The organism is Protofrankia sp. CiP1_Cm_nod4, from assembly GCF_982290645.1.
Window position 1 is genome coordinate 1 of the sequence record NZ_CEVIVC010000066.1, and the last position, 8991, is coordinate 8991.

9 protein-coding genes are annotated in these 8991 nt (G+C 73.9%); all 9 read left to right on the forward strand.

Annotation, left to right across the window (positions count from 1 at the left end; all coding sequences use genetic code 11):
- Positions 1-1135 (forward strand): MinD/ParA family ATP-binding protein (locus tag AC5LSR_RS13925; protein ID WP_493468545.1); only part of this gene is annotated, 1135 nt, incomplete at its 5' end.
- A 207-nt stretch (positions 1136-1342) separates the two neighbouring features.
- Complete coding sequence (locus AC5LSR_RS13930) at positions 1343-1765, forward strand: SseB family protein (protein WP_250283363.1); 423 nt, start codon at positions 1343-1345, stop codon at positions 1763-1765.
- 503 nt (positions 1766-2268) lie between these two features.
- Positions 2269-2775, forward strand: a complete 507-nt coding sequence (gene infC, locus AC5LSR_RS13935; protein WP_250292079.1) for a translation initiation factor IF-3 — start codon at positions 2269-2271, stop codon at positions 2773-2775.
- Positions 2776-2870: 95 nt separating this feature from the next.
- Positions 2871-3065: a 50S ribosomal protein L35 gene (rpmI, locus tag AC5LSR_RS13940; protein WP_250283359.1), complete on the forward strand. Its 195-nt coding sequence runs from the start codon at positions 2871-2873 to the stop codon at positions 3063-3065.
- A gap of 374 nt (positions 3066-3439) precedes the next feature.
- The gene (gene rplT / locus AC5LSR_RS13945) at positions 3440-3823 is read left to right on the forward strand and encodes a 50S ribosomal protein L20 (RefSeq protein WP_250283357.1); all 384 of its coding nucleotides are present in this window, start codon (positions 3440-3442) and stop codon (positions 3821-3823) included.
- A gap of 50 nt (positions 3824-3873) precedes the next feature.
- On the forward strand, positions 3874-4710 hold the full coding sequence (locus tag AC5LSR_RS13950; RefSeq protein WP_250283355.1) for a TrmH family RNA methyltransferase: 837 nt from the start codon (positions 3874-3876) through the stop codon (positions 4708-4710).
- Positions 4707-5882 (forward strand): sensor histidine kinase, encoded by a 1176-nt coding sequence (locus tag AC5LSR_RS13955; RefSeq protein WP_445548479.1) that lies wholly within the window; start codon positions 4707-4709, stop codon positions 5880-5882. Before AC5LSR_RS13950 ends, AC5LSR_RS13955 begins: the two co-directional genes overlap by 4 nt.
- A 703-nt stretch (positions 5883-6585) precedes the next feature.
- Positions 6586-7659, forward strand: a complete 1074-nt coding sequence (gene pheS / locus AC5LSR_RS13960) for a phenylalanine--tRNA ligase subunit alpha (protein ID WP_250283373.1) — start codon at positions 6586-6588, stop codon at positions 7657-7659.
- A 2-nt stretch (positions 7660-7661) separates the two neighbouring features.
- The coding region (locus AC5LSR_RS13965) for a phenylalanine--tRNA ligase subunit beta (protein ID WP_493468546.1) at positions 7662-8991 on the forward strand (1330 nt) is incomplete at its 3' end.

Here is an 8991-nt window from a genome sequence, read left to right on the forward strand (position 1 = left end):
GGGTCGGGGAGGGCTCGAAGCGCCGGCCGCCACCGCCGGCCGTCCACCGGCGCGGGTGTCGGACGGGCCGGGCTGGACGCCGGACGTGGGCGAGTTCCGGGCGGCTGGCGCCGGCCCGGTCGCCGCGGGCCTGCCGCGGCTGCGGGCCACCGCGGCGGGGCGCCTGGCCGCCGGGCATGCTGGTCCCGACACGGTCGAGACCCGGTGCCGGTGGGTGCACGTCGGCGGGCTCGAGGGCGGTTGCGGACGTACGACGGTGACGGCTGGCATCGCGATGGCGCTCGCGGCGTCCCGCCGTGACCGGATCATCGCGGTGGACGTGTCCGCCGACCAGCCCGGGACGCTCGCCGCCCGGCTGGGCCCACTGGCCGGCCGGGGAGCGGGCCCAGCGCCTGGGCCAGGGGAGACCGCCCGCGCGGCGAGCGGGCTGCCGCCGCCGTCACCCGAATTGCCCGAGTTACCCGAAATCCGCCGGTTCGCCGCCGGCGCCGGTGCGACGGGCGGGACGGGCCCGGCGGGCCCGCTGGTGTCGGCGCGGCCGCCGGGTGTGAGAGGGCTGGCGGGCCTGGTGGTGTCGGCGGGCCCGCCGGGCGCGGGAGGGCCGGTGGGCCTGGCGGGGCCGGCGCGGGCGGGCCTCGACGTCATGCTGGGAGCGGCGGGCGTGGACGCCGGCGGGCGCCCCGCCGAGGATGCCGGCCGGGTCGAGGAGGTCGGCCGGGCACTCGACGCCGTCGGGGAGTGGTACGAGGTGGCGCTGCTCGACAGCCCGCCGGGCTGGAGCCGTCCGCTGCCGGCGGCGCTGCTGGCCCGGGCCGACACCCTGGTGCTGACCGTGCGTGCCAGCACGGTGGCGCTGTCGGCGGTGGACGGCGCGCTGGACGCGCTCGCCGGCACCGGCCGGGGCGAGCTGGCCGGCTCCGTGACGATCGCGGTGGTGGAGACCGTCCCGACGCGGTGGCCCGGCCGCGCGCGCCGCCGGCTGGCGCGGCTGGCGGAGCGTGCCCACACCATCGTCGTCGTCCCGTTCGACCCCGTGCTGACCGATGGCCGGGCGGCGGCCTGGTCCGACCTGCGGCGCCGTACCCGGGCCGCCTTCGGCGAGCTCGCCGCCGCGGTGGACCCCGTGGCCGGTTGATCTTCCCCGGGGGGCCGGAGGCCGCCCGCGGTGACCGCGCACCGGCGCCTGCGGGCCGTGGCGGCAACAGGACGGCGGGGAGGAGCGAGCAGGTGGCGCATCGAGTCGTGGCGTCCGGAACGTGTCGGTGCGTATGCGCCGAGGGTGTGCGCGGGAGACGCGCGCCCGGAGCGGGCGGGGATGCGTGAGGATGCGTAAGGTCGAGCGGTGAAGCGGGAGCTGCTGACCCCCTCCGGCCAGGGTGACCAGGGCGGTGCCGACGAGGCGCTGCGGGCCGCTCTCGCCGGCGGGGACGAACCGGCGGTGGCGGCGGCGCTGGCCGGTGCGCGGGTCTTCGTCGCGATCGAGGCGCGCCTGGTGGAAGCCGACGGCGGCACCGGGGCGGAGAAGACCTCCGAGATGGTCCTGGTGACGTTGCGGGTGCCGTCCGGCGCGACCGCGATCCCGGCCTTCAGCGGCGTCGACGCCCTGGCCCGGTGGCGGCGGGCGGCCCGGCCGGTGCCCGTCCCGGGGCGGCTGCTCGGCGCGGAGGCGGTACGGGCGGGCCACCGCGCCATCGTGCTCGACATCGCCGGCCCGGTCATGGCCACCATCGACGGCGACCTGCTGCACCAGCTCGCGGCCATGTGAGGGCGTACCGCGGACCGCGTGTGGAGTGCGTCGAGGGGAGTGCGGGGAACATCGGGGGGCGTGTGGGGCGCGCCGGCGGGCGGCGCCCGGCCGGTGGCGGTGGGCCGGTGCGCGTGTGACAGGGTTCACGCTCGTGTGACGACGGGCCCGGCCGGTGGGGCTGGCGTCCCATGGTCAGGTGATCGTGGTATCCGGCTCGTTCTGCTACGCTGTCGGTCGACCGCTTGTTATCCGGACCGGGGCCCGACAACGGCCCGGTCCTGTGACAAGGCCAAGCGGAGGCTTGCCTCCCACCCGATGTCGTTGCCGGCGCAGGATGCTGTTGCCGGTACAACGGCCGGGTCGCCGGTCGGCCGAGCCGTTGTATGACGGCGTGTCGGTCGGGTGTCCGGGTCATCCGGGCGCAGGGCTCCGCAGCGGCAGGTCGTGCCCGCGCGTCGAGTCACGGAGGGAACCACATCAGCGTAGAGTCCCGCATCAACGACCGGATCAGGGTACCCGAGGTGCGCCTCGTCGGCCCCGAAGGCGAACAGATCGGCATTGTCGCCATCGCCGAGGCGATGCGGCTCGCCCAGGAGGCCGATCTTGACCTCGTCGAGGTCGCGCCGACGGCCCGGCCGCCGGTCTGCAAACTCATGGACTACGGGAAGTTCAAGTACGAGTCCGACCAGAAGCGTCGCGAGGCTCGGAAGAACCAGGTCCAGACGGTCATCAAGGAGATGAAGCTCCGGCCGAAGATTGATCCGCACGACTACGAGACCAAGAAGGGCCACGTGGTGCGGTTCCTGCGGGCCGGGGACAAGGTCAAGATAACGATCATGTTCCGTGGCCGTGAGCAGTCCCGGCCCGAGCTGGGCATCCGGCTGTTGCAGCGGCTGTCCACGGACGTCGCGGATCTCGGCTATGTCGAGGCCCAGCCCAAGCAGGACGGCCGGAACATGACCATGGTGATGGCTCCGCACAAGGGCTCCCGGCCCCAGCGCGTGCCAGAGCCGGCCGCCCGGGCCTGACGACCGACGCCCGACCGCCGACGACCCGACTGTCCAGCGCGCTCAGTCACAGATCAGTCAGAGATCAATCACCGCTCGATTACAGGACTTCTCAGATGCCCAAGACGAAGACCCACACCGGTGCGGCCAAGCGGTTCCGGATCACCGGTTCCGGCAAGGTGGTGCGCCGCCGGGCGAACCGCAACCATCTGCTGGAGCACAAGTCCAGCCGGCGCACCAGGCGGCTGTACAACGAGGTGACGCTCAGCCCGGCGGACGAGGGACGCATCAAGAAGCTGCTGACACGCTGACCTCGCCGGCCCCCGGCGGCCCCTGACGCGTAAGCCGCCGGCTTACCTCGTTCGGGGTGATGCCGAGGCGTCCGAGGTACTGATCCCTTTCGGGGGAGGTGCTACGGGCCCCCGGCGGCGCGAAGAATACGCTCATGCTGTCTCCGGCCGCTGGCCGGCCGCTCCCACCGACCGGGAGCCGCGCCAGCCGGTGCCGTGCGACGCGGCGTCGCGCGACCGGGCACAGCGTGACCTGGCACCGGGCGACAAGGTGCCGTGTGACGCGGTGCCGCGCGACCGGTTGTCGCGCGACGCGGTGCCGTGCGGTGTTGCGTAATGCGGTGTTGCGTGATTGCGGTGTTGACAGCCACGACCGAAAGAGAGTTCTCCAGCTCATGGCAAGGGTCAAGCGGGCGGTCAACGCCCAGAAGAAGCGCCGGACGGTCCTGGAGCAGGCCAGCGGGTACCGGGGCCAGCGCTCCCGGCTGTACCGCAAGGCCAAGGAGCAGGTCCTGCACTCGATGACCTACTCCTACCGCGACCGGCGGGCCCGCAAGGGCGACTTCCGCCAGTTGTGGATCACTCGGATCAACGCCGCGGCGCGGCAGAACGGGCTGACCTACAACCGGTTCGTCCAGGGGCTGCGCCTGGCCGGCGTGGAGGTGGACCGCAAGATCCTCTCCGACCTCGCGGTGACGGACCCGGCGGCGTTCACCGCGCTGGTCGAAGTGGCGCGAGCCGCCCTGTCGGCGGCCCCGCAGCAGCCCCAGGCGGCCTGAGGGGGCTGCCGGACAGCTTTCTCCCGCGCCCCTCGGTTCCGCGTCCCTCGGTGGCTTCGGACCCGCCCGCTGGCCCGCGTTCGGCGCGGGTGCTCGCCGCGCGGCGCCTGCGCCGTCCGGCGGTCCGGCGTGCCCGGGGAGAGTTCCTGGTCGAAGGACCGCAGGCGGTCGCCGCCGGGCTCGCCGTCGGGGCGCTGCGGGAGATATTCGTCGGCTCGTCCGCGGCCGGCCGCTACGGGGAGCTCGTCGGCGCGGCGAGCGTACCGGTGCGGGTCGTCTCGGACGAGGCGGTGGCGTCCCTGTCGGAGACCGTGACCCCGCAGGGGGTGGTCGCCCTGGCCGAGCAGCCGCGCCACCGCATCGCCGACCTCGCCGCGCCCCGGCTCGTGGCGATCTGCGTCGACACCCAGGACCCGGGCAACGCGGGGACGATCGTGCGGTCGGCGGACGCCGCCGGCGCGGACGCGGTGGTCTTCGCCGGCTCGTCGGTGGACCCGTTCGGCGGGAAGGCGGTCCGCGCGTCCGCGGGCAGCGTCTTCCACCTGCCGGTCGTCACCGACATCGGCGTGGCCGAGGCCATCGGGCAGGTCAGGGCACGTGGTTGCCGTATCGTGGCGACCACTCCCTCCGCCCCGCGGGACATCGACACCGCGCAGGACGCGGGGGAGCTGGACACACCCACCGGATGGCTGTTCGGTAACGAGGCACGAGGTTTGCCGCGCGCTACCGTAGTGTCCGCGGACGCGGTACTTCGAGTACCGGTGTACGGTCAGGCCGAGTCGCTGAATCTTGCGGTGGCCACGGCGATCTGCCTGTACGCGTCAGCGCGCGCACAGGCGAGGCTCGGATCCGGCGCGGCAGGCGTCGGGGGAGGTGAACGGCTGTGACGCACACGGTCACGTCGGCTCCCGACCAGGCCCGCAGGCCAGAGGTCGACGGGGATGCGCTGTCCGCCCCCGGCCCGCGGGCGGACGGGGTGGGCCGCCGCGAGGCCGCCACCGCCCAGCCACCACCCACGCTGCCGATGAACTGGGACGACCTGCCGGACGGAATCGTGATCCTGGACCGCGAGGGCCGGATCGAGGTGTTCAACGCGGCCGCCGCCAGGATCACCGGTGTGCCCGCGACCGTGGCCCCGGGCCGGCATCTCATCGACGTCCTGCCGCTGCTGGACGAGCGGGGCAACGACTGGTGGGAGTGCTCGCGGGTCACCCGCGGCCTGCCGAGGGTGACCGGCCAGCCCGAACGCCGTCTCACCCTGGCCCGCCCGGGTGACGAACGCGACCTCAACGTCACTGTTCGTTACGTCCGGGTGGACGGGCAGCTGGCGCACGTCTCGCTGTCCCTGCGGGACACGGCCAGCCGGGAGCGGATGGAACGCAACCGCGCCGACCTGGTCTCGACCGTCGCCCACGAGCTGCGCTCGCCGCTGACGAGCGTCAAGGGCTTCACCGCCACCCTGCTGGCGAAGTGGGACCGTTTCACCGAAGAACAGAAGAAGCTGATGCTCAACACCGTCAACACCGACGCGGACCGGGTGACCCGGCTGCTCGCGGAGGTGCTCGACGTCTCGCGGATCGACTCCGGCCGGATCCAGATGCGCAAGCAGATCGTGGACCTCGGGCAGACCCTGCGCCGGGTCGTCGACGGCAAGATCGCGGCGGGTGAGGCCACCCACGACCGGTTCGTGGTCCGCACCGAGGGCGAGCTGCCCGAGATGTGGCTCGACTCCGACAAGATCGAGCAGGTGCTGCACAACCTGGTGGACAACGCTCTGCGGCACGGCGCCGGCACCGTCACCATCGTCATGCGCGGCACCCCGGGCGGCGCCGAGGTCAGCGTGGCCGACGAGGGCGAGGGCGTGCCCGAGGCGAGCGCCTCCCGGGTCTTCACGAAGTTCTGGCGCGGGGCCACCCGCGGGAACGGCACCGGCCTCGGGCTCTACATCGCCCGGGCGCTCATCGAGGCCCACGGCGGGAGCATCACGGTCGGCCGGGCGCCCGGCGGCGGCGCGGAGTTCCGATTCGTGGTGCCCGCCGGGGCACCGGTCTTCGCCTGACCGTCCCCGCCCGCCCGCCGGCCCGTCCGGTCCGTTGCCAGACCCGGCGGCGGGGACGGCCCGATACGGGCGGACGGTCGTCCGACCCGACGCGAGGAGCGGTAACCACCCGGCGGGCGCCCCGGCCGGGGCCCCGGCCGTGCCGAGCCCACCCGGCCAGGGGGCATCGGCCTGACGACCAGCCTGGATCAAACCTGGATCAGGCTGGCGGCCTGCCCGCCGCGTGCGGACTTCCCATACCGTGGCGGGGAACCGGTGCGGGCCCCAACCGGCACCACCGGCAGCCCCGGACCCGGACACAACAGACGTGACACGGACATACGTGACACAGGCACACCTGACATAGACACACCTGACATAGACACAGACGCAGAACACACCGCCGGCGGACAACCGCCATCGACGAGCAACACCATCAACGAGGATGACCAGCGTGCCCCCGTCCACACAGAGCGCCGACCCGCACCGGTCGGACGTGCCCGACCCCTCGGCAGCGAGCGCCGGCGGCGACCCCAGCTCCAGACGTACCGGTCCGGAGCACGCCGGTCCGGTACGTCCGAGCGCGGACCGTCCCGAACCAGGCAGTGCTGCCTCGAACAGCGCTGTTCCGGACCGTGCTGCCTCGGAGCGTACGGAGCCGGACCGTCCCGATCCACGTCCCGGCTCGCAGCGTCCCAGCTCGCAGCGTGGCGACCCGGCGTCGGTGGATCCCGGCGCGCTCGGCCCCGACCGCCTCGAGCAGGTGCGCCTCCAGGCGTCCGCCGCGATCGCCACCGCGGGCGACCTCGACGAGCTCGCCGCGCTGCGGACCCTGCACCTCGACGGCCGGGGCGCACCCCTGGCGCTCGCCCGCCGCGCGCTCGGCGCACTGCCCCCGCCCGAACGGGCCGAGGCCGGCCGCCGGCACAACGCCGCCACCGCGGCGATCCGCGCGGCCTACGAGGCCCGGCTGGCCGAGCTGACCGCCGAGCGGGACGCCCGCGTCCTCGTCGAGGAGCGCGTCGACGTCACCCTGCCCGGCACCCGCCGGCCGCTCGGGGCCCGCCATCCGCTGTCCGCCCTGTCCGACCATCTGGTGGACGTGTTCGTGGCGATGGGCTACGAGGTGGCCGAGGGGCCGGAAGCCGAGCACGACTGGTTCAACTTCGAGGCGCTGAACCTCGGCCCGGACCATCCGGCCCGCAGCTCGCACGACACCCTCTACGTCGACCCGGTGGGCAGCGGGCTGCTGCTGCGCACGCACACCTCACCGGTGCAGATCCGCACCCTGCTGTCCCGTCCGCTGCCGGTGTACGTGGTCTGCCCGGGGCGGACGTACCGTAACGACGCGGTCGACGCCACGCATTCGCCGGTGTTCGGCCAGCTCGAGGGCCTGGCGGTGGACGAGGGCATCACCATGGCCGACCTGCGCGGGACGCTGGAGGTCTTCGCCCAGGCGCTGTTCGGCTCGGGGCTGGCCACCCGGCTGCGGCCGTCCTACTTCCCGTTCACCGAGCCGTCGGCCGAGCTCGACGTCGCCTGCTTCGCCTGCCGGGGCGAGCCGGCCCGCCAGCCGTGCCGGGTGTGCTCGGACGAGGGCTGGATCGAGGTCGGGGGCTGCGGGATGGTCGACCCGAACGTGCTGGTCGCCTGCGGGGTCGACCCGGCCCGCTACAGCGGGTTCGCGTTCGGGATGGGCCTGGAACGCGCCGCGATGATCCGCCACGACGTCCACGAGATCCGGGACTTCGTCGACGGGGACGTCCGCTTCGGCCTCTCGTTCGGGACGGGGAACTGACCATGAAGATCGTGATGTCGTGGCTGCGGGAGGCCGTCCCGGCCCTGCCGCCGGCGAAGGCGGTAGCCGACGCGCTCATCCGGGCCGGTTTCGAGGTGGAGGCCGTCGAGCCGGTCGGGCATGACCTTGCCGGCGTCGTCGTCGGCGAGGTGGTCTCGATCGAAATCGTCCGGACGAAGAAGAAGGATGTGCGCTGGGTGCAGGTCCGGGTGGCTGAGGCCGCCACCCGAGGGGTGATCTGCGGCGCGTTCAACTTCGCCGTCGGTGACCGGGTGGCTGTCGCCCTGCCCGGCGCGGTGCTGCCCGGTGGTTTCACCATCACCGCCCGCAGGACCTACGGACAGCTCAGCGAGGGGATGATCTGCTCGGCCAGCGAGCTGGGCATCGGCGACGACCATGGCGGGATCCTCGTCCTGCCGCCCGACACCCCGGTGGGGACCGACGTCGCCGAGCTGCTGGACCTCGCCGACGACGTGCTGGACATCGCCGTCACCCCGGACCGCGGCTACGGCCTGTCCGTGCGCGGGATCGCCCGGGAGGCGGCGGCCGCGTTCGGGCTGCCCTTCGACGACCCCGCCGAGGCTGCCTCTGTGCCCGTGCCCGCGGGCCGCGGCGATGATCGCGAGCGCGCGGTGCCGGAGCAAACCGCGTCCGGCCAAACCGCGTCCGGACAGGCCGGAGCTGGACAGACCGGAGCTGGACAGACCGGAGCTGGACAGGACGCGGCAGGGTATCCGGTCGTGGTGGAGGACACCGCCGCCTGCAGCCGCTATGTCGCCCGGGTCGTCACCGGGGTCCGGCCGGACGCGGTGACACCGCTGCGGCTGGCCCGGCGGCTCGCCCTGTCGGGCATGCGGCCCATCTCGGTACCGGTCGACGTCACGAACCTGATCATGCTGGGACTGGGGCAGCCGCTGCACGCCTTCGACCGGGCGAAACTGTCCGGGCCGATCGTGGTGCGCCGCGCCCGCGAGGGGGAGCGGCTGGTCACCCTCGACGGCGTCAAGCGTGAACTCGACCCGGAGGACCTGGTCATCGCCGACGGCTCCGGGCCGGTGGCGCTCGCCGGGGTCATGGGCGGTGCCTCCACCGAGATCTCCGCCGACACCACCGAGATCCTCATCGAGGCGGCCCACTTCGACCCGGTCGCGGTGGCCCGCACGGCCCGGCGCCACCAGCTCGGGTCCGAGGCGTCCCGCCGGTTCGAGCGCGGCGTCGACCCGGCGCTCGCGCCGGCGGCGGCCCACGCCGCTCTGCGCCTGCTCACCGAGCTCGCCGGCGCCACCGCCGAGGCCGGGGTGACCGACATCGATCACCGTCCGGCGCCGCGTC

What these genes read in the sequence shown, in the direction of transcription:
- rpmI (WP_250283359.1), top strand. Translation starts at nt 2,871, where the DNA reads ATGCCCAAGACGAAGACCCACACCGGTGCGGCCAAGCGGTTCCGGATC.
- rplT (WP_250283357.1), top strand. Translation starts at nt 3,440, where the DNA reads ATGGCAAGGGTCAAGCGGGCGGTCAACGCCCAGAAGAAGCGCCGGACG.